Source organism: Mesorhizobium sp. WSM4871, assembly GCF_055811295.1.
The window spans coordinates 89,971-108,032 of sequence record NZ_JBVVPU010000009.1; the positions used below are offsets into that span (position 1 = coordinate 89,971).

21 protein-coding genes are annotated in these 18,062 nt (G+C 63.6%); 10 read left to right on the forward strand and 11 right to left on the reverse strand.

Features of this window, described 5'->3' with window-relative positions:
* Position 1 precedes the first annotated feature (1 nt).
* The 3 genes from AC0L2H_RS19335 (at position 2) to AC0L2H_RS19345 (ending at position 3,115) form a co-directional block, all read left to right on the forward strand.
* Positions 2-1,381: an aminotransferase family protein gene (locus AC0L2H_RS19335; RefSeq protein ID WP_473591707.1), complete on the forward strand. Its 1,380-nt coding sequence runs from the start codon at positions 2-4 to the stop codon at positions 1,379-1,381.
* A gap of 199 nt (positions 1,382-1,580) precedes the next feature.
* On the forward strand, positions 1,581-2,096 hold the full coding sequence (locus tag AC0L2H_RS19340; protein WP_473591708.1) for a GNAT family N-acetyltransferase: 516 nt from the start codon (positions 1,581-1,583) through the stop codon (positions 2,094-2,096).
* A complete protein-coding gene (locus AC0L2H_RS19345) occupies positions 2,093-3,115 on the forward strand; it encodes a histone deacetylase family protein (protein ID WP_473591709.1) in 1,023 nt (340 codons plus the stop codon). The genes AC0L2H_RS19340 and AC0L2H_RS19345 overlap by 4 nt, the downstream gene beginning before the upstream one ends.
* Before the next feature lie 12 nt (positions 3,116-3,127).
* Here AC0L2H_RS19345 and AC0L2H_RS19350 read toward each other — a convergent pair whose 3' ends face one another.
* Together AC0L2H_RS19350 and AC0L2H_RS19355 are read right to left on the reverse strand one after the other, a co-directional pair.
* Positions 3,128-4,393, reverse strand: coding sequence for a cysteine desulfurase-like protein (locus tag AC0L2H_RS19350; RefSeq protein ID WP_473591710.1), 1,266 nt, complete (start codon positions 4,391-4,393; stop codon positions 3,128-3,130).
* A 48-nt stretch (positions 4,394-4,441) separates the two neighbouring features.
* A complete protein-coding gene (locus tag AC0L2H_RS19355; protein ID WP_473591711.1) occupies positions 4,442-5,509 on the reverse strand; it encodes an aldo/keto reductase in 1,068 nt (355 codons plus the stop codon).
* Between AC0L2H_RS19355 and AC0L2H_RS19360 the strand changes: the two genes are divergently transcribed.
* Both AC0L2H_RS19360 and AC0L2H_RS19365 read left to right on the forward strand, forming a co-directional pair.
* Positions 5,508-5,690: a hypothetical protein gene (locus AC0L2H_RS19360; protein ID WP_473591712.1), complete on the forward strand. Its 183-nt coding sequence runs from the start codon at positions 5,508-5,510 to the stop codon at positions 5,688-5,690. The two genes, AC0L2H_RS19355 and AC0L2H_RS19360, sit on opposite strands and share 2 nt — an antisense overlap.
* 165 nt (positions 5,691-5,855) lie before the next feature.
* Positions 5,856-6,020, forward strand: coding sequence for a DUF1127 domain-containing protein (locus tag AC0L2H_RS19365; protein WP_097575216.1), 165 nt, complete (start codon positions 5,856-5,858; stop codon positions 6,018-6,020).
* A 48-nt stretch (positions 6,021-6,068) separates the two neighbouring features.
* On the opposite strand, the gene AC0L2H_RS19370 is transcribed toward AC0L2H_RS19365, so the two are convergent.
* Entirely contained in the window at positions 6,069-6,575 is a 507-nt protein-coding gene (locus tag AC0L2H_RS19370; RefSeq protein ID WP_473591713.1) for a DUF1993 domain-containing protein, read from the reverse strand.
* A 125-nt stretch (positions 6,576-6,700) separates the two neighbouring features.
* On the opposite strand from AC0L2H_RS19370, the gene AC0L2H_RS19375 reads away from it, so the two are divergent.
* Positions 6,701-7,750 carry a DUF1176 domain-containing protein gene (locus AC0L2H_RS19375; protein ID WP_473591714.1) on the forward strand — a complete coding sequence of 350 codons (1,050 nt, stop codon included), beginning with the start codon at positions 6,701-6,703 and terminating at the stop codon, positions 7,748-7,750.
* A gap of 12 nt (positions 7,751-7,762) precedes the next feature.
* On the opposite strand, the gene AC0L2H_RS19380 is transcribed toward AC0L2H_RS19375, so the two are convergent.
* The 7 genes from AC0L2H_RS19380 to AC0L2H_RS19410 all read right to left on the reverse strand — a co-directional run bounded on the left by AC0L2H_RS19380 (position 7,763) and on the right by AC0L2H_RS19410 (position 14,149).
* A complete protein-coding gene (locus AC0L2H_RS19380; RefSeq protein ID WP_473591715.1) occupies positions 7,763-8,614 on the reverse strand; it encodes an alpha/beta hydrolase in 852 nt (283 codons plus the stop codon).
* A 116-nt stretch (positions 8,615-8,730) separates the two neighbouring features.
* A complete protein-coding gene (locus AC0L2H_RS19385; RefSeq protein WP_473591716.1) occupies positions 8,731-10,341 on the reverse strand; it encodes an NTP transferase domain-containing protein in 1,611 nt (536 codons plus the stop codon).
* Positions 10,338-11,042, reverse strand: coding sequence for an XdhC family protein (locus tag AC0L2H_RS19390; RefSeq protein ID WP_473591717.1), 705 nt, complete (start codon positions 11,040-11,042; stop codon positions 10,338-10,340). Before AC0L2H_RS19390 ends, AC0L2H_RS19385 begins: the two co-directional genes overlap by 4 nt.
* 6 nt (positions 11,043-11,048) lie before the next feature.
* Entirely contained in the window at positions 11,049-11,387 is a 339-nt protein-coding gene (locus AC0L2H_RS19395; RefSeq protein ID WP_006206050.1) for an XdhC family protein, read from the reverse strand.
* Positions 11,388-11,446: 59 nt separating this feature from the next.
* Positions 11,447-12,694, reverse strand: coding sequence for a vWA domain-containing protein (locus AC0L2H_RS19400; protein WP_473591718.1), 1,248 nt, complete (start codon positions 12,692-12,694; stop codon positions 11,447-11,449).
* Between the two features lie 3 nt (positions 12,695-12,697).
* The gene (locus AC0L2H_RS19405; protein ID WP_473591719.1) at positions 12,698-13,627 is read right to left on the reverse strand and encodes an AAA family ATPase; all 930 of its coding nucleotides are present in this window, start codon (positions 13,625-13,627) and stop codon (positions 12,698-12,700) included.
* A gap of 27 nt (positions 13,628-13,654) precedes the next feature.
* Positions 13,655-14,149 carry a flavin reductase gene (locus AC0L2H_RS19410; RefSeq protein ID WP_473591720.1) on the reverse strand — a complete coding sequence of 165 codons (495 nt, stop codon included), beginning with the start codon at positions 14,147-14,149 and terminating at the stop codon, positions 13,655-13,657.
* Between the two features lie 177 nt (positions 14,150-14,326).
* Between AC0L2H_RS19410 and AC0L2H_RS19415 the strand changes: the two genes are divergently transcribed.
* Together AC0L2H_RS19415 and AC0L2H_RS19420 are read left to right on the forward strand one after the other, a co-directional pair.
* Positions 14,327-15,400, forward strand: coding sequence for a branched-chain amino acid ABC transporter substrate-binding protein (locus tag AC0L2H_RS19415; protein ID WP_473591721.1), 1,074 nt, complete (start codon positions 14,327-14,329; stop codon positions 15,398-15,400).
* A complete protein-coding gene (locus AC0L2H_RS19420; RefSeq protein WP_473591722.1) occupies positions 15,400-16,407 on the forward strand; it encodes a P1 family peptidase in 1,008 nt (335 codons plus the stop codon). Before AC0L2H_RS19415 ends, AC0L2H_RS19420 begins: the two co-directional genes overlap by 1 nt.
* A gap of 16 nt (positions 16,408-16,423) precedes the next feature.
* On the opposite strand, the gene AC0L2H_RS19425 is transcribed toward AC0L2H_RS19420, so the two are convergent.
* Positions 16,424-16,678, reverse strand: coding sequence for a DUF2171 domain-containing protein (locus AC0L2H_RS19425; RefSeq protein ID WP_107647485.1), 255 nt, complete (start codon positions 16,676-16,678; stop codon positions 16,424-16,426).
* 135 nt (positions 16,679-16,813) lie between these two features.
* Between AC0L2H_RS19425 and AC0L2H_RS19430 the strand changes: the two genes are divergently transcribed.
* A complete protein-coding gene (locus AC0L2H_RS19430) occupies positions 16,814-17,539 on the forward strand; it encodes a DUF2259 domain-containing protein (RefSeq protein WP_473591723.1) in 726 nt (241 codons plus the stop codon).
* Positions 17,536-18,054: a hypothetical protein gene (locus tag AC0L2H_RS19435; RefSeq protein ID WP_473591724.1), complete on the forward strand. Its 519-nt coding sequence runs from the start codon at positions 17,536-17,538 to the stop codon at positions 18,052-18,054. Before AC0L2H_RS19430 ends, AC0L2H_RS19435 begins: the two co-directional genes overlap by 4 nt.
* The last annotated feature ends 8 nt before the right edge of the window (positions 18,055-18,062 follow it).

Genomic DNA, 18,062 nt, shown 5'->3' on the forward strand with positions numbered 1-18,062 from the left:
CATGCCGAAATCCCAGACCTCAGCGCCAGATATCTCGGCCCGTTCGCCATCGCACCTGTTCTATTTGTCCAGCCTGCGCCGGGCGCTGGTCGACCGCGCCGAGGGCATCTACATCTGGACACAGGACGGCCGCCGTTTCATCGACGGATCGAGCGGGCCGATGGTCGCCAATATCGGCCACTCCAACCGCAATGTGCTCGACGCCATGAAGCGGCAGATGGATCGCGCCACCTTCGCCTATCGCCTGCATTTCGAGAACGAACCAGCCGAAGAGCTTGCACGCGAACTGGCCGGTAAGCTGCCCGAAGGCATGGACCGGATCTTCTTCGTCTCGGGCGGCTCGGAGGCTACGGAAGCCTGCATCAAGCTGGCCCGGCAATGGGCGGTCGCTACCGGCCAACCCAAGCGCTGGAAGGTGATCACGCGCTTTCCGTCCTATCATGGCGGCACGCTCGGTTCGCTAGCCGTCACCGGCGACGATGCCCTGGCCGAAACCTTCACGCCATTGATGCAGGTGATGCCGACGGTGCCGGCGCCAACTGCCTGGCGCGACCGTGACAACCTTTCGATGGAGCAGCGCGGCATCCGTTATGCCGACATGCTGGAGGAGAAAATCCTCGCCGAAGGCCCGGAAAGCGTGCTCGCCTTCATCATGGAGCCGGTCGGCGGTGCGGCAACCGCAGCCCTTGTGGCGCCCGACAGCTACTATCCGCGCATCCGCGAGATCTGCGATCGCCATGGCATCCTGCTCATCCATGACGAAGTGATGAGCGGCGCCGGGCGCACCGGCAAGTTCCTCGGCGGCGACCACTGGAACTGCAAGCCGGATATCGTTGCGCTGTCGAAGGGGCTGGGTTCTGGCTATGCGCCGCTCGGCGCGCTGGCGGCACCGATGCGGCTGGTCGAGCCGCTGCTCGCCTCCGGCGGATTCCAGCATGGCCACACCTATGCCGGCAATCCGCTGGCCTGTGCTGCCGGCCTCGCTGTGCTCAGCGAAATGGACCGGCTCGACCTGATCGCCAATGCGGCCGCCATGGGCGAGCTGCTGATCAGCGAGTTGAAAGCACTGGCCAAACGCTTCCCCTTTATCGCCGACGTGCGCGGCAAGGGCCTGCTTTTGGGCGCCGAGATGGTCGCCGATCCCGATACGCTGCGGCCGATCGCGCCGGCGAAGAAGGCCACGCAACGACTGCTCGACCTCGCCTATGAGCGCGGCCTGATCATCTATGGCAGGCGGGTCAAGGGCGGCGTCGACGGCGACAATTTCATGGTCGCGCCGCCGATGATCGTCACCGCCGAGCAGATCGGCGAAATCGTCGCCATCATCGGCGAGTCGCTGGAAGTGCTGGCAAGCGAGCTTGATTTGCCGGTCGAGGGTTGAGGGCGGACATGGCGACCGGTCGCACCCCCCTCTGGCCTGCCGGCCATCTCCCCCTCAAGGGGGGAGATCGGCAGCTTCGCCGACCGCTCCCTTTCTTCAACGTTGAAGTTTGGCGAATGCCGAAGCGACATCTGATCTCCCCCCTTGAGGGGGAGATGTCCGGCAGGACAGAGGGGGGTGCCTTGGCGCTGAGCTTCCAGTGACGGCTCCCTCGCCCAAGGTCCTCATCCGACCCGGTACCGTCGAGGACGTCGAGACGATCCATGCCGCCATCCTGCGGCTTGGCGTCCATATCGGTGCGCCGGAGGAGATCACCTCGACGCCTGACGATCTGCGCCGCTACGGCTTTGGCGAAAAACGCGCCTTCTCCACCCTGATCGCGGAAGTGGGCGGCGAATTCGCCGGCCTTTGCCTGCATTTCCCGATCTTCTCGACCTGGATGGGGCGGCCCGGCGTCTACGTGCAGGACCTCTATGTCGACGACCGTTTTCGCGGCCGCAGGATCGGCGAGCGCCTGCTGCGCCAGGTCGCGCGAGAATGTCGGAAGGACGGCGGCGTCTATCTTCGGCTGTCCGTCGATACCGACAATGAAACCGCCAAGGCCTTTTACGAAAGGCTTGGCATTGTCTGGTCGAGCTACGAGCAGGTGCAGAAGATCGTCGGCGATGCCTTCTTCGCCTTCGCCGATGCATCGGACGATGGAGAGCGAGAGTGAAAGCCTTCCATGCCGAGGAGCAGAAACGCCACGCCCCCAAGGCCTTCCTCTCAAGTGGCGCACCACAGCCCAACCCTGAGAAACCCGAACGCGTCGAGCGATTGTTGGCTGGAGCCAGGGCCGCCGGCTGCACGATCAAGCGGCCTAGGGATCATGGACTAGGCCCGATCGCTGCGGTGCACACGCCCGAATATCTTGATTTCCTCGAGCATATCTACACCCGCTGGCAACGCATCGAGGGCGCCTCGGCTGAAGTCATCCCCAACATCCACCCGATCGCGCGCGGCGGCTCCTATCCGGCTTCGGCGGTCGGCCAGGCCGGCTACCATATGGCCGACACCGCTTGCCCGATCTCCAGCGAGACATGGCAGAGCGCGCTATGGAGCGCCTGGAGCGCTGCTGAGGCCGCCGAGGCGGTGATGGCAGGCGCGCCTTCAGCCTATGCGCTCTGCCGTCCGCCCGGCCATCACGCTTTTGCCGATGTCGCCGGCGGCTTCTGCTTCGTCAACAATTCGGCGGTGGCGGCACAGACCTTGCGCAAACAAGCGGTGCGGGTGGCGATCCTCGATGTCGACCTGCATCACGGCAATGGCACGCAGGGCATTTTCTATACAAGACCAGACGTGCTGACGATCTCGCTGCATGCCGACCCGGTGCGCTTCTATCCGTTCTTCTGGGGCTATGCCGACGAGCGCGGTGAAGGTGCCGGCCTCGGCTATAATCTCAATCTGCCGTTACAGCGCAAATCCGGCGATGCGGCGTTTCTCGCAGCGCTTGATATGGCGTTCCAGCGCATCCGCGCCTTTGCGCCGGAAGCGCTGGTGGTGGCGCTGGGGCTCGATGCCTTCGAAGGCGATCCGTTCGGTGGGCTGTCGGTGACGACACCGGGCTTCTCGCGCATCGGCGAGGCCATTGCCGGGCTCGGCCTGCCGACGGTCATCGTCCAGGAAGGCGGCTATCTCTGCGATGAACTCGGCGACAATCTCACAGCGTTCCTCACCGGGTTCGGCGGCAAGTAGTTTTCGTGCCGCTTAGGATCGCTGTTGCCTCAGCATGGCGATCACGCGATGCACGCTTTCCAGCGTCTCGTCAATTTCGGCCGCCGTGTTGTAGTGCGCAATGCCGATGCGCACGACGCCCTGTTCGGCGGGAATGCCGAGTTGGTGGACGATCTCCCAGGCATAGTTGTGGCCGGACCACAGGAAGATGTTTTCGGCGTTCATCTGCCGCGCGATCGTCTCCGGGTCCATGCCGTCGACGGTGAAGGACACCGTCGGCACGCGTTCTCCGAGGCGGGCCGGATCGGTGATGCCGTGGATGGTCAAGCCTGAAATGTCGGACAGACCGTCGATCAGCCTTTGCGCCAGCGGATTCTCATAGGCGATGGATAGCTCGAATGCCCTGGCAATCTTGCGTCGTCGCGACCCGCCCTCGCCCGCCGCAGCGCCCAGTTCGGCAAAATAATCGACAGCCGCCGAGAGGCCGGCCATCAATTCGATCTGCGGCGTGCCGAGTTCGAACCGCTCCGGCAGACCGTTGGACGAGCAGCGGCATTTGTACGGCTGCAGCGCCTCGATGACCGCACGGCGCCCCCACAGAATGCCCATGTGCGGGCCGAAGAACTTATAGGCCGAGCAGATCAGGAAATCGCAGTCGATATCCCTGACGTCGATCAGGCCGTGCGGCGCGAACTGCACGGCGTCGACATAGACCAGGGCGCCGGCTTGTTTTGCGATGCGGGTCAAGGCTTTCACGCGGTTGATCGAACCGGTGAGGTTGCTGGCGTAGTTCAGGGCGACGAGCCGTGTCCTGTTGGTGATCAGCCCGGCAAGCGCCGCCTCCTCGACCTGCCAGCTCTGCTCGCCAAAAGGCAGCCAGCGCACGGCGAGGCCAAGGTCTTCGGCCAGTTGCAGCCAGGGCGAGACATTGCCCTCATGGTCCATGCGGGTGAGGATGATCTCGTCGCCCGGTTTCATCGTGCGGCCGAGCGTGCGCGACATGTGGTAGGTCAGCGTCGTCATGTTGGCGCCGATGATGATTTCCTCAGGGCTCGCGGCGCCGAGAAAATCGGCCATGGCCGCATGGGCGGCGTCGACAACTTCTTGCGCCGCCACCGTGGTCTCGAAGAACCCGCCGAGATTGGCGTTGGTGGTCAAAAAACAGCGCGCGACCGCATCGGCAACAGTCCGCGGCACCTGCGTGCCGGCGGGGTTGTCGAGATAGATGCGACGGCGGCCCTTGTCGGTCAGGGATAGCGCCGGAAATCGTTCCCGCACGGCCTCGATCGGAAAATTCATTTCTGCCGCCTTCCGTTTGTTATTGCTGGATAATTTCGCCCCACCACATTAGGGACATGGGTTGCCGACGCGCTGGTGGATGGCATCGACCGCCTTCTGCATCTCCTCGGTCCAGGTCACGTCGACCGACGACAGCGCCATTTCGAGCTGCCAGATGGCGGTTGCGCCGACGATGTTCGAGGTGACGAAGGGCCGGCTCGCTACAAAGGCATTGGCGAACAGCGCCGGCTCCATGCCAAAGGAGCGCGCCAACTCGTTGTATTCGAGCAGCACTGCCGCGGCATTCGGCGTCTCATAGCGCTGGCCGCGGTTGAAGAGCTGCGAGCGCGAGCCCTGCGGCCGCGCCCCATGGTCGTATTTGCCGGTCAAATAGCCCTGCGCCAGCGGCGAATACGGAAGCAGCGAGATCTGCTCGCGCTCGCAGACCTCGGCGAGGTTCACCTCGAAGCCGCGGTTGACGAGATTGTAAGCGTTCTGCACCGAGACCACGCGCGGCCCGATGCCTTTGTCGGCCTCGGCGATGAAGCGCATGACACCCCAGGAACTCTCGTTCGACAGGCCGAAATGGCGGATTTTTCCTGCCTTCACCAGCTCGTCGAAGACGGCGAGCGTCTCGGCTATCGGCGTCTCGTCGACCGGCGCGCCGACAGTGTCGGCCCGCCGTGGCACGGCGCCGATGCGGTTCGGGTTGGCGCCCCAGGGTATATCGCGTTCTGGCCAATGGATCTGATAAAGATCGATATAGTCGGTACCGAGCTTGGCCAGCGACTTTTCGACGGCATCGAAGATGTCGGCGCGCACCAGCTTCGACGGGCGGTCGCCGCGAAACCATGCATTGGCGGTGCGGCCGACCACTTTTGAGGCCAGGATCACCTGGTCGCGGTTGCCTCTGGCCTTCATCCAACTGCCGATGATCTTCTCGGTCCGGCCTTGCGTCTCGGCCTTGGGCGGGATCGGATAGAGCTCGGCCGTATCGATGAAATTGACGCCGCGCGAAAAGGCCAGGTCCATCTGGGCGTGGCCATCAGCCTCGGTGTTCTGCTGGCCCCAGGTCATCGACCCAAGACATATCTGGGAAACAAGAAGATCGGTCCGACCGAGGCGGCGTTTATCCATGGAATTTTTCTCCGGCGGGAAATTTGCGCGGCTGCGCGGGGATGAAGCTGCAACATACAGGAAGGCACCGCTCGTCTCCAAGCCCGCCGCCATTGATCTCGTTGCGCTGATACAAAAAGCCGGACTGCATTTTCGTGCAGTCCGGAAGTTCGCCAGGAATGGCGAGGAAAACCGGCCCTAAGCCGGCACTATACGTACGTTCGACCGCGCCAGAAGTTTCAACGGACACGTCGATTGTGATCAAAAAAATCGATGCGGCATGGCTGCCATGCAAATGCTGCACTGCACAATTGTCATGATTTGCCTATATTGAGGGCCGTGGAGGATCAACAAGGGGCCATGATTCATGGGGTTCTTCACTGAAATGTTCGCCCGGCCGCGTCCGCAGGAGCATCTGCGCTATCGCGCGGCACTTGCCCTGCTGAACGCGATGAGCAATGCCGACCGCGCCGACATTGGCGTCAAGCCGGCCGACTTCCCGCGTATCGCCCGCGAGATGTCCCTGCGCTGAATATCTGGTAGCCTCAGGTTTCCCGCGGGACCGGGAAACCTGAAAGTCTCAGCGTGATCCCAAAAAGATCGCCTTGCTCAGCGGCACGCCATTGTGGCGCAGGATGCCGTAGGCGGTGGTCACGTGGAAATAGAAGTTGGGCATGGCCAGATGCAGCAGATATTGCATGCCGGCCATCGAGATTTCGCGCTGGCCAAGCTTCAATTCGATCATCTTGCTGTCCGAGCCTTCGAAATCGGCAGCCGAGAACGTCGCCAACAGATCCAGGGTCTTGGCAATGCGCGCCTGCAAATCGGCAAAGCTCGCCTCATCGTCCTCGTATTTCGGCACTTCGCGACCGGCAAGCCGTGACGGCGCGCCCTTGGCATGATCGGTGGCAATCTGCACCTGCCTGGTCAGGGCGAACATGTCGGGCGCAAGCCTCGAGGTCAAAAACACCTGCGGATCGATCTTGCGGTCATGTGCATTCTGTTCGGCCGCCGACAGTATGTCGGACAATGCTTTCAACCTGGCCGTAAACACCGGCACGGATGCCTCGTACATCGATATGGTCACGTGAGTTTCTCCTGTCCGGCGGAACGCCGGCGGCGGGAGGTAGCGCCTTCCCCGGCGATTCTTCAAGCGTCACCTCGCCGCCGCAATCATTATGATAGAATCTCTCCATCAGGTGGAGATTCCCGATGAGAAGCGCCTTTGTTGCAGCAACCGCTTTCTTCTCCCTTGCCGTCGCCGGCCAGCCAGTGCTCGCCGCCGAAGCGCCCTATACCGACGACCGGTCCACAGCCGAAGCGGTCGTCCGCTCGCTCTACAGCGCCATCAGCCGGCATGAATTCGCGCGCGCCTGGGGCTATTTCGGCGACACCAAGCCGGCCAAGGATTTCGACACATTCGTCAAGGGCTATGACGGCACCGACAAGGTCGAGGTCCAGACCGGCGCCGTGTCCGAAGATGGCGCGGCCGGCAGCATCTACTACAATGTTCCAGTCGCCATCCGCGCGACCGACAAGGGTGGCAAGCAGACGGTCTTCGCCGGCTGCTACACGCTGCGCCAGGTCAATGCCTCGATCCAGGAACCGCCGTTCACCCCGATCTTCATCGACAAGGGTGCGCTGAAGCCGGCAACAGTCGATTTCGAGAATGCCGTGCCGGAAAGCTGCGGCGACGGTCCGCCGCCGCCGAAAAAGGACGCGGCGCTGGAGCAGGCCAGGAAGGCTTTCGCCGCCACTTATAGCGACCAGTGCGACAAGGAAACGCCTGACGGCAAGCCAGTGGGCGAGCCGGAAGTCCACTCGCTCCATTACAAGGATGCGAATGCCGCTGCCGACGAACCCGAACGCGAGACGCGGCTGTTCCGCTTCTTCTGCTCGATGGCGGCCTACAATGAGAGTGCCGTCTACTACATCACCGACGACGTATCGGGCGTCAGGCAGCTGCAGTTCGCTTCGCCGGAACTCGATATCCGTTATGAGAACAACAACAGCGAAGGCAAGGTCGAGTCGATCAACATCATCGGCTTCCAGACCGACGACCAGCTGGTCAATTCCGGCTATGACGACGCCACCAAGACGATTTCGTCCATGAACAAATGGCGCGGCGTCGGCGATGCCTCATCGGCGAGCACCTATCTGTTTCGCAACGGCAATTTCTCGCTGGTGCAATACGATGTCGACGCGTCCTATGACGGCGAGATCAACCCGCAGACCGTGCTCGACTACAACACCCCGCCTTGATAGGCCTATGAATCAGGGCGTTTTCGACAGCATCCAGTTGAGTGTGCCGCGCCAGTCGGCCATGCGGATCGGCGTGCCGTGGGTGCCGGTTTCGAAGCGGACGAAGCGGGTCGGATAGGTCTTCGATCTGGCCAGGATCGAACGGAAGAAGGCTTCCTGGTTTGCAATGGGAAAGACCGGATCCTTGCTGCCCTGGCCGAAGAAGACCGGCACGCGGCGCTTGTAGGCAGGGCCTGCGAAAAAGCTTTCGTCCCACAGCGAGCCGAGCAGCAGCAGCCCATCGATGCGACCGCCAGTGTCCTTGCGGGCAGCCAGCTTCCAGCACAGCGCGCCGCCCATCGAACCGCAGGCGACGAAGATTTTCGCACCTGGCGACTGCTCGGCGTAATGGTCGATCAACGCTGCGACCTGCGCCGCACCGGTGTCGCCGAAATCGGAAAAATCCGGGCTGAGATAGAGGCCGCCATTGCCGGCCATCAGGTTCTTGATGCGGTTGAAATTGCCGCCGAAGGTGAAGTCGTCGACGCCTTGCTTCCGGCTGCCGCCTTGCCCGTGCAAATAGAGCACGATGATGCCGGCGCCTTCAGTCTTGCCCACGGCGACGTGGCGGACATCGCCGGCGTCGGTCTTCAGCAACAGATCCTTTTGCACCTTGCGCACGCTGGTGTCGACATATTGAGCATGCACCCGGCGCTCCGGCACTTCGTCGCGAGCGTTGATATCGCGCAGCTCACGATAGTCGATGACCGTATAGGCGCCGTTGTTCGCGGATGAGAGCGTGGCCGGATAGGCGAAGAGATCGTCCTTGAAGGGCTTTAGTTCGAGGGCGGCGGCGTAAGCGGCAGACGAAACGAAAAACAGCAAAACTAGAATAGCATGGAGCGTGGGCGCCGGCAGGCCAGAGGAGGGTACAAGCGCAGACGCGTGCGGAAGGGAGCTGATAGCCATGCCCCAGCCATGCGAAATTCGGCTTTGGTTTGTCAATCCTGCAGCACGCCGCCGGCGCCCTCCAGCGCCTCTGGGGTGTCGACATCGACGGCCGCGCCCTCGCCGATCTCGATATCGACGACATCGAGCCCTTCGGCTTCGACCAGATGGCGCGCGCCGGTATCGCCTTCCAGATGCGCGATCGCCGGAAACAGTGCGCGCGGCAGCAGCACCGGGTTGCCGCGCTTTCCCTGGTGCGAGGCGCGCACGACCGCCCTGCTCCCGGATTTGCGAAACGCCTCGATAAGCCGGTCGAGGTCGCCCGACGAGATGCCCGGCATGTCGCCAAGAACGATCAGGGCGCCGGCGGCGTCATCGCTGACCCGCGCGATGCCGGCCTTCAGCGAGGAAGACAGGCCCTCGCCGAAATCCGGGTTATCTGCGAACGTCACATCGAGCCCCGAAAGTGCCGTCCGCACACGCTCGCGCTGATGCCCGGTGACGACGATCGTGCCTGAGGCTTTCGACGCCAGCACGCGCTCGGCAGCGCGGCGCACCAGCGGCTTGCCATCGAACAGCGCCAGCAGCTTGTTAGGGCCGCCCATGCGGCTGGAGCGGCCGGCGGCCAGAAGCACCACATCGATCCTTGGCTCGGCCCTCGCCGGCAGCGGCTCACGTGGCTGCGGCCGTGTCGGGATTTCCATCAGCAGCCCGCCAACGCCCATGCCGGCAATGTCCTTCGCCGTCACGTCGAGACCGGCAATCAGCCTGTCGAGAACCCAGTCGAAGCCGTTCTCCTTGGGACTGCGGGCGCAGCCGGGCGCGCCGATGACGCGCTTGCCGGCAAGTGTGCCAAGCACCAATAGGTTGCCGGGATCGACCGGCATACCGGCACGGATGACGACGCCGCCGGCTTTCTCGATCGCGGCTGGAACAACATCGCCGAAATCACTCATCGCCGAAGCGCCAAAAATCACCACCATGTCGTTGTCGCGCGCCAGCGAGACCGCAGCTTCCGCCACCGCCGCGACTTCGTGCGGCGTGCGACGCTCCGCCGTCAGCCGGGCTCCTGAACGCGCCAGCCTTGCTTCGGTCACCCGCAACGTCTTGTCGAGCACGCTCGGCTTGATGCCGGGTAGCACCGTCTGGATGACGCCGACGCGCACCGGCTGATAGGCGTTGACGGCAAAGATCTCGCCGCCGGCGCAGATTTCTGCCACGGCATCGACCAGGACCGAGGCGACGGCAAAGGGAATGATCTTTACCGTCGCGACCATCTGTCCCTTCTCGACCGGCGCATGCCTTGCTAGCGTGGCGATGGTGATGGTCGGGTCGACGGCGTTGATGGCGTCGATCATCGCCGCGTCGACGGTGAAGATGCCGGCGGCCTTGGCGTAAAGGTTGACCCTCCCGGTCGCGGCAGGCTTCGCCTCGATGTTGCGATGGACCATGCTTTGCGCGATTTTTTCGGCCGCTGCGTCCTCGCCGAGATCATCGGGCGCCAGGACAGCGGCGACTATCTGGGTTACCCCAGCCGCCTTCAGCACCGACAGATCATCAGCGCTCAGCCGGTGCGCCTTGCGCAAACGCCGGTCGCCGGCCGTGGTGGCGTGCGCCAGCACCGCACCTTCGGCCTGATCTATCGGAACCGGGCCAAATTTCACGCCGCCGCGCCCTTGCTTTCAAGGCCGCGCGAGCGGAAGGCGTGGATTGCCTGCGCCAGCACCGCGACGGCGATCTCGGCCGGGCTTGCGGCGCCAATATCGAGGCCGATCGGCGCGTGGATGCGGGCGATCTGGTCGGCACTCGCCCCCAGGGCCAGCAAGCGCTCGACGCGCTTGGCGTGTGTCTTGCGGCTGCCGAGCGCACCGACATAGAAGCAGTTGGCGTCGAGTGCCGCCTTCAGCGCGAAATCGTCAATCTTGGGATCATGGGTGACGGCAGCGAGCGCCGTGTAGCCGTCCAGCGGCTGGCGCGAAAGCACATCCTGCGGCCATTCGGCATGCAGCGCGACATCGGGAAAACGGTCGGGCGTGGCGAAGGCGGTGCGCGGATCGACGATCTCGACGGGGTAGCCGGCGATCTTCGCCATCGGCGCCAGGGCCTGGCTGATGTGGACGGCGCCGATCACCACCAGACGCGGCTGCGGCAGATGGGCGTTGAGGAAGAAGGTGCGCCCTTCGGCTTCGACCGAACCCGAATTGCCCGTGCGAAACGCCTTGGCGATCGCCGCGCCAAGATCGCCGGCGACTTGATCGCCTTCGCGCACGATGCGATCGCGGCCGTCACCAAGGTCGGTGACCAGGATCGCCGCGCGGCGGGCGCGGCGTTCGGCGTTGAGCGTCTTCAGTGCATAGGGATCCATTCGAGATCAGCCCAATCTTTCGACATAGACTTTTATCCGGCCACCGCAGGACAGGCCGACCTGCCAAGCGGTTTCGTCGGCAACGCCGAACTCCAGCATTTTCGCCTTGCCCGAACCGATGACGTCGATCGCCTCGGTCACCACCGCGCCCTCGACGCAGCCGCCCGAAACCGAGCCGTGGAAATTGCCGTCGGCGTCGATGACCAGATGACTGCCGACAGGCCGCGGCGCCGAACCCCAGGTTTCCACCACGGTTGCGATGGCGACATCCTTGCCGTCCTTCATCCAGCCTTCCGCGATAATCAGGGGATCGCGGGCTTCATCGAGATAGATGCTGTTTTCCATGATCGCTTCTCTCAGAGTCCTGTTTTTCCCGGGGAGGCATCTGTTCTCCCTCGATATGGTTACGCGGCGCGCCTCTCGCCAGCTTGCAGCCATCGGCGCGGATCGACCGACAGTGCCGATTTCTTGTCCAGCGAGGCGCAGAGATCGGCCAGCGCTTCTAGATTGTGCACCGGGCGGAACTCGTCGACATGCGGCAGCATCGCCTTGACGCCGCGCGCACGAGGCTCGAAGCCGTCGAAGCGCAGCAGCGGGTTCAGCCAGATCAGCCGCCGGCAGGATTTGTGCAGGCGTTCCATCTCCTCCGACAGGCCGGCGACATCGTCACGCTCAAGCCCGTCGGTGATCAGAAGCACCACCGCGCCCTGCCCCAATACGCGTCGCGACCACAGAAGGTTGAATTCGGAGAGCGCGTCGCCGATGCGCGTGCCGCCCGACCAGTCCTTCACCGCCGCCGAGCAGTCGGCAAGCGCGGCGTCAGGGTCGCGATGGCGCATCTGGCGCGTCAAATTGGTCAGCCTGGTGCCGAACACGAAGGCATGCACGCGCTGGCGGCTTTCCGCCAGCGAATGCAGGAAATGCAGGAAGATGCGCGTATATTGGCTCATCGAGCCCGAAATGTCGGCAAGCACCACCAGCGGCGGATGAACCTCCCGGGCCGAGCGGAATTTCGGCAGGATCAATTCACCGCCGGTGCGCGCGGCCGAGCGCATCATGGCACGCGGATCGATGCGGCGGCCATGCGCATCGGCCTTGAAGCGCCGTGTCCTGACCATGTCAAAGGGCAGCCGCAACCGGGCAATCGCCTTCTTGGCCTCGGCAATCTCAGCAGCGTCCATCTGAGCAAAATCCATGCCCCGCAGAACCTCGTTGCCGGAGAAGGTGAAGCGGGCGTCGACCTCGATCTCGGGAATTTCCTTTGGCGGCTGGCTCTTGCCGTGGCCCTCGAACATCGCCCGGCTGACGCGGTTTTCGGCTGCGCGGGGTTTTTGCTTCTCTCTGTTGTCGGGCGCCACCGGCGAAAACATCGCCAGCATCTTTTCGATCAGCTCGTGCGACTTCCAGAACAGCCGGAAGGCCTCGTCGAAGGTGGGATGGTCCTCGTGCCGCGACACCAGAACGGCGTGCAGCGTCCAATAAAAGTCGTCTCGGGAACCGATGCCGGCGGCCAGCACCGCCTCGATCGCATCCTTGACCGAAGCCGGCCCGACCCGCATGCCCGCCTTGCGCAAGGTACGGGCGAAATAGACGATGTTGTCGGCGATGCGCCCGTCCGCTGTCGCCTCTTTCGGTTCGGGACGCGGCGCCATACCCTACTCCGCCGCCGAAAGCTCGGCTTTCACCTCGTCGAGGATGCGCCGGCTTTCGCCTTGTCCGATGCGGGCAATGTCGTCCTGGTATTTCAACAGCACGCCGATCGTGTCGGAAACGGTTTCCGGATCGAGCGCCACCTTGTCGAGTTCGGTCAGCGCGCCGGCCCAGTCGATGGTCTCGGCGACGCCCGGCACCTTGAACAGCTCGATCCGGCGCAGCTTCTGGATGAACGAAACCACTTCGGCCGAGAGCCGACGGTTGGCCTGCGGCACTTTCCTGCGCACGATCTCCAGCTCGCGCTCGGCATTGGGATAGTCGACCCAGTGATAGAGGCAGCGCCGCTTCAGTGCGTCGTGGATCTCGCGGGTGCGGTTGGTGGTGATGATGACGATCGGCGGCTCTTCCGCCTTGATCGTGCCGAGCTCGGGCACTGTCACCTGGAAGTCCGACAAGATTTCGAGCAGGAACGCTTCGAAGGCTTCGTCGGTGCGGTCGAGCTCATCGATCAGGAACACCGGCGCGGCGCCGGCCTTGCCGGTCAGCGCATCGAGCACCGGGCGGCGGATCAGATATTTCTCGGAGAAGACATTGCGCTCCATATCGGAGCGATCGACTTTGCCAGCCGCCTCCTCCATGCGGATTTCGATCATCTGGGCGGCGTAGTTCCACTCGTAAACCGCGGAAGAGACATCGAGGCCTTCATAACATTGCAGGCGGATCAGCCGGCGGCCGAGCGCCTGCGCCAGCACCTTGGCGATCTCGGTCTTGCCGACGCCGGCCTCGCCTTCGAGGAACAGCGGCCGCTGCATGCGCAGGGATAAAAACAGTACGGTCGCCAGCGACCGGTCCGCCACATAGTCCGCACCGGTCAGCAGAGCGAGGGTCTCGTCGATGGTCCGCGGCGCCGGGCGCGGTTTCAACTCGGTCATTCTCTCTCCGTGGGTGCAACCATGGCGCTACAAAGCTTGGTAGCCGCGATCATGATAGATCAGCGGCCGCAAATTATCGCCGATGCGCAGGCCTGTCACCTTGCCAAAAAGCACACGATGGGTGGCCAGATCCTTGGTGTCGATCAACTCGCAGTCGAACACCACGAGCGCGTCCTTCAGTGTCGGTGCGCCGGTCGAGATGACATCCCATTCGCCCAGCGCAAAGCGCTCCGCAGCCGGCAGGCCGGTGAGACCGGAAAAGCCAACCGACAGCGCCTCCTGATGCGAAGCCAATGTGTTCAAGGCGAATTTGCCATTTTTCACGAATGGCTCGTTCTTGGGATTTTCACGATTGAGGCAGACCAGAATGGTCGGCGGCGTGTCCGACACCGAACAGGCCGCGATCACGGTCGCGCCGCGCTTGCCACCGGGACCATCGGTGGTGACCACATGGACGTGGCCGGCAAAATGGCTCATCGCGTCGCGATAGGCCTGCGGCCCAATGTCGTTCTTCTTCAGCACCGATGATTTTCCCTTGGAACCCAACCGTTATATATGGCCACATAGTGCCTGCCACAAGCGAAGTGCTTGACTTGCATCCTGAATTCGCGTGTTGCACCGGGACTAGGCAGCCTTTAGGTCTTTGTGGGACATAGTGCCGGGAAACGCTTGGCCGGCACGGAGGAATTCTTCGCACGCATGCGACTCGGGACAACGACAATAGCGCTGCTGGCCTGGCTGTCGCTCTGCGGCACTGCGAGTGCCGAGACGCTGCTCGTCGGCGTCGCGGCACCTTTGTCCGGACCGTCGGCGATCCTCGGCAAGCAGATCGAGGCGGGCGCCGGGCTGGCGGCAGAGGCGAGCGGCATCGAGTTCAAGACGGTCGACGACGCTTGTACGGCCGATGGCGGCACCGCCGCAGCCAGGGAATTCGCGGCAGCAAAGGTCACCGTGGTCGTCGGCTTTCTCTGCACCGAAGCGATCGAAGCGGCACTGCCCATCCTGAAGGACGCCAACATTCCGGTCATCACCGTCGGCGTGCGCACCGAAAGCCTGACCGACCAGCGCGCCAAGACCGGCTGGCCGGTGTTTCGTCTCGGACCGCGCGGCGACGACGAGCGCAACGCCGTCGCCACCATCCTCACAGGGCTCTGGCGGAACGAGCTGTTCGCCATCATCGACGACGGCACGATCTATGGCCGCGAAATCGCCGAGACGTTTCGGGCAGCCGCCGAGCAGGCGGCGTTGAAACCGGTGTTCGTCGACACGTTCCGGCCACAGCTCGACAACCAGATCGGCCTGATCGGGCGGCTGAAGAAAGCCGGCGCGACGAACATCTTCGCCGGCGGCGACGGCGACGACATCGCCATCATGGGCCGCGACGCCGGCCAGCTCGATGCCGGGATGATTTTTGCCGGCGGCGAAACGCTGCGCACGCCGCCCGGCGACGTGCCCTATGCCACCGGCACGCTGATGATCGCGCAGCCCGAATGGTCCGATGTCGCCGACCCCAAGGTGCTGGAGGCTTTTGCCGCACGCGGGATCGCGCCGGAAGGCTACGCGCTGCCGGCCTATGCGGCGGTCGAGACCGCCAAGGCGGCCGCGGCGCTCGTGGCAACCTCCGGCAAGCCGCTTGCCGAAGCGCTCACAGCACATGATTTCACCACCGTGATCGGGCCGGTCCGTTTCGACGAAAAGGGCGATCTCAGCCAGAACCCCTACCGCGCGTTCCGTTTCGACGGTGTGCGTTTCACGCCTTTCGAGGTGAAGTGATGTTTCGCACCGGGCCGCGCAATCTGATCACCGATGTCGTCGGCCTGCGCGTCGGCAACGCCGCCGACGCCAGGCTGAAGTCGGGCGTGACTGCGCTGCTTTGCGATGAACCGGCGGTGGCTGGCGTCCAAGTGCTGGGCGGCGCGCCGGGCACGCGCGAAACGGACCTGCTGGAGCCGCATAATTCCATCGAAGCGATCCACGCCGTCGTGCTTTCCGGTGGCTCCGCCTTTGGCCTCGACGCCGCGTCGGGCGTGCAGGCGGCCTTGCGCGAGAGGGATATCGGCGTCGAGGTCGGCGGCTTTCGCGTGCCGATCGTGCCGGCGGCGATCCTGTTCGACCTGCGCAACGGCGGCGACAAGGATTGGGGCCGCTATCCGCCTTACCGCGACCTCGGCCATGAGGCTGCGCAGGCAGCCGGCGTCGACTTTCCACTCGGTACGGTCGGCGCCGGCACCGGCGCGCTGAGTGCAGGCCTCAAGGGCGGCCTCGGGTCGGCCTCGACGCTGCTCGACAGCGGCGTCACCATCGGCGCGTTGGCCGCCGTCAACCCGACCGGCTCGGTGACGGTTGGTCGCGGCAGGCACTTCTGGGCGGCACCGTTCGAAATCGGCGACGAGTTTGGCGGGCTCGGCTATCCCTCGCCGATGCCGGCCGACGCGAGACGGATCCTGCTGAAATTCCGCGACAAGACCATAGAGCCCGGCGGCAACACCACCATCGCCGTCATCGCCACCGATGCCGTTCTTACCAAGGCCGCCGCGAAACGCCTTGCCATAGCAGCGCACGACGGCTTCGTGCGCGCCATTTGGCCGACGCACACGCCCGCCGACGGCGATCTGGTGTTCGCGTTGGCGACAGGCAAAAGCGGCATCGCGCTTGCGCCCAACGATGCGATCGACCTCTACGCCGCAGCCGGCGCCACCATGGCGCGCGCCATCAGCCGCGGCGTCTTTGCCGCGACGCCGGCTGAGGGCGATCTCTTCCCGGTCTGGTCGTCGCGCTGAATGCGCGACGTTGTAATCAGGTGGGATCGGATTTTTCTTCCTCGAAGGTGACCGCGACGTCCGAATTTGCCGACAGCCAGACCTTCTTGCCGTCGACTTCAGCGACGAGGCTGAGCGGGATATAGTGGTGATGGCCCTTGTGCGCGCCCATGCCGCTGTCGGCCTTGGTCAGCTTGATCCGCTGCCCCTCGACTTTGTCGACCGTGCCGACATGAACGCCATCGGCGCCGATCACTTCCATATGCTCGCGAATTTTGCTGGCGTCGGTCATGGTGGGTCTCCTTTTAAAGCTGCGGACAATAACAAACGCCGACCGAATTGGATGCATCGGCCTTCAGACTGCACGACGTTTTGATCTCGTCGTGGTAGGGAACCACTCGACCTTGGCGGCTGAAGAGAAAAAATGATGCGAATTCTCGTCCTTTCTGCCTTTCTCCTGCTCGCCCAATTGGCAGCGCCCCTCGCCGCTCACGCTGGCGACGTCGCCGAGCTTGAAATCCTCGGCTTCAGCCGGGATGGAAGCGTGTTCGCCTTCGAGGAATATGGCGTCCAGGACGGATCGGGATTTCCCTATGCCAATCGCTACTACATCAACACCGCCGACGACAGCTTTCTCCAGGGCACGCCGATCAAGGTCCGTCTCGACGACGAGAACGCCACGCTCGAAGCGGCGCGCCTGCAAGCTCGGCAAAAGGGCGAAGCCATCATCAAGCAGGACGAGTTGGCCGCCAACCGCGGCATCACCGCCGGGTTCAATCCGGTGACGGAGCTTTCGGCCGATCCGTTCCGCATGGTGGTGAACCCGCGCCCGATCTTCTTTCCGGTCGACGATCCGCTCGAATTCCGGCTCGACGAGATCGGCATGAATAGTACCGAAGGTTGCGAGAGCCAGGGCGAGATCAACGGCTTTCGCCTGCTGCGCATCGAGGCGAAAGCCGGCGGCCAGACCCATCTGCTGCATGAAGACAAGTCGATCCCAAAAAGCAGAGGCTGTCCGAATGGTTATAGGATCGGTGCGGTGCAGACGTTTTCGCCGCAAGGCCTCAGCGCCTATGCCGTACTGATCGCGATACGCCAATACGGCTTCGAAGGGCCGGACTATCGCTGGATCGCGGTGACCGGCCGCCTGTGACGCCGCTCCCCGTCATCCGCAACCGCGTCTTGAGTCTTGTCCGGCGCGCCTTGCCGTCGCCGGGCACTGCTCTTTGCGGCGCTTTGTTGTGGGGTGTGGCGATGGGCGCCAGCGCACTCGTCAATCTGTTGCTGGATGACTGGGAGACCCCGGGCAAGATCCGCTTCGTCTCGCTGCTCTATGCCGCCGGTGGTGCGCTCGCCTTTCCGGCTGGCCTGTTCCTGGCGCGGCTGGTTTCGCTTGGCCGGCATTGGGAAGTTGCCTTTGCCGCCGCCTTTATCTGCCTTCTTACCGCGACGATCGCCTTGACCGGCGGGCTCTTTGCGCTGCAATACCGCTCCTACTATGTCCAGTGGCATGCACAGGCATTGACCATCGCCTGGTCCATCCAGTTCGTGTTCACGATGGCGACGGCGCTTTACCAGTTCATCGTTCTGGGCATCCGGCTTTATTTTCCGCTCGGTTTCATCGCGCTGTTTGCCGCCAGCTTCTGGTTTGCACGGCAGCAGCGTTGAGCATTCTG

Coding starts and splice junctions, on each gene's coding strand:
- AC0L2H_RS19335 (WP_473591707.1), top strand. CDS start 2: ATGCCGAAATCCCAGACCTCAGCGCCAGATATCTCGGCCCGTTCGCCA.
- AC0L2H_RS19350 (WP_473591710.1), bottom strand. CDS start 4,393: ATGAATTTTCCGATCGAGGCCGTGCGGGAACGATTTCCGGCGCTATCC.
- AC0L2H_RS19360 (WP_473591712.1), top strand. CDS start 5,508: ATGGAATTTTTCTCCGGCGGGAAATTTGCGCGGCTGCGCGGGGATGAA.
- AC0L2H_RS19355 (WP_473591711.1), bottom strand. CDS start 5,509: ATGGATAAACGCCGCCTCGGTCGGACCGATCTTCTTGTTTCCCAGATA.
- AC0L2H_RS19365 (WP_097575216.1), top strand. CDS start 5,856: ATGGGGTTCTTCACTGAAATGTTCGCCCGGCCGCGTCCGCAGGAGCAT.
- AC0L2H_RS19375 (WP_473591714.1), top strand. CDS start 6,701: ATGAGAAGCGCCTTTGTTGCAGCAACCGCTTTCTTCTCCCTTGCCGTC.
- AC0L2H_RS19390 (WP_473591717.1), bottom strand. CDS start 11,042: ATGGATCCCTATGCACTGAAGACGCTCAACGCCGAACGCCGCGCCCGC.
- AC0L2H_RS19395 (WP_006206050.1), bottom strand. CDS start 11,387: ATGGAAAACAGCATCTATCTCGATGAAGCCCGCGATCCCCTGATTATC.
- AC0L2H_RS19400 (WP_473591718.1), bottom strand. CDS start 12,694: ATGGCGCCGCGTCCCGAACCGAAAGAGGCGACAGCGGACGGGCGCATC.
- AC0L2H_RS19405 (WP_473591719.1), bottom strand. CDS start 13,627: ATGACCGAGTTGAAACCGCGCCCGGCGCCGCGGACCATCGACGAGACC.
- AC0L2H_RS19415 (WP_473591721.1), top strand. CDS start 14,327: ATGCGACTCGGGACAACGACAATAGCGCTGCTGGCCTGGCTGTCGCTC.
- AC0L2H_RS19420 (WP_473591722.1), top strand. CDS start 15,400: ATGTTTCGCACCGGGCCGCGCAATCTGATCACCGATGTCGTCGGCCTG.
- AC0L2H_RS19425 (WP_107647485.1), bottom strand. CDS start 16,678: ATGACCGACGCCAGCAAAATTCGCGAGCATATGGAAGTGATCGGCGCC.
- AC0L2H_RS19430 (WP_473591723.1), top strand. CDS start 16,814: ATGCGAATTCTCGTCCTTTCTGCCTTTCTCCTGCTCGCCCAATTGGCA.